1 protein-coding gene and 1 pseudogene are annotated in these 802 nt (G+C 46.5%); both read right to left on the reverse strand.

The annotated features are described in order from the left end of the window. The coding region (locus R7Q46_RS26305) for a TSUP family transporter (protein WP_318078102.1) at positions 1–293 on the reverse strand (293 nt) is incomplete at its 3' end. Between the two features lie 268 nt (positions 294–561). Further along, positions 562–802: pseudogene (locus tag R7Q46_RS26310) on the reverse strand (tripartite tricarboxylate transporter permease); the annotation flags it as partial.

Genomic DNA, 802 nt, shown 5'->3' on the forward strand with positions numbered 1-802 from the left:
AGTGATTCTGGCGTGTTGAGAAGAAGATACGCGCCAACTGCGCCACCGACTAAGCTGAACGAAACGGTGAATAGCAGTTCTTGTTTGTTTTTCAAAATTTCTTCACGAAAGCCCACGGCACCGCTTATGTATCCCGCGCACGCCGCGTAAGTGTTGGTGGCGTTAGCCATGATGGGCGGCACGCCAACCGCCATGAGGGCGGGGAAGGTCAGAAAACTCCCACCTCCTGCTATCGAATTCATAATTCCACCCACCACGCCTGCAGCAAACAACAGAGCCAATTCCAGCAGCATAAACAATCCTTGTTATGTTCTTATTGGTTATTAGAGTCTCATATTTGGATAACACATGTTCTAACGTTTTTATTAGATTTACTTTACATGCTCCAAAACGAAATTGTTCAGTTCCGTTGCGGTTTTGATAACGTGAACCTCTTTCTAGCGAAATTTTTCTCTTAGCCGTGATATTAATTCATCGTAGCTATATCAAAGAAAGATCGAAGAAAGAAAAAGCCACCGCGAGGGTGGCTTTTAGGGGCTACCAAGAAGGAGGAATCGACGATTATTGCTCAACTTTTACAGGTTGCGCTTTAAGCTTTTGAAACAGCTTCACAAACAGCGGGCTACCCAGCACTAATACTGCCAGCACAGTAAACGTCAACGTAATCGGACGCTCCCACAAGAAGCTCAACTCTCCGTCAGAAATCATCAACGCTCGGCGCAAGTTTTCTTCCATCAAGCCGCCGAGGATGAAGCCAAGCAGCAATGGTGCGAGCGGGAAGTTTGCCAGTCTAAGTGCAATA

Source organism: Vibrio sp. 811 (genome assembly GCF_033339195.1).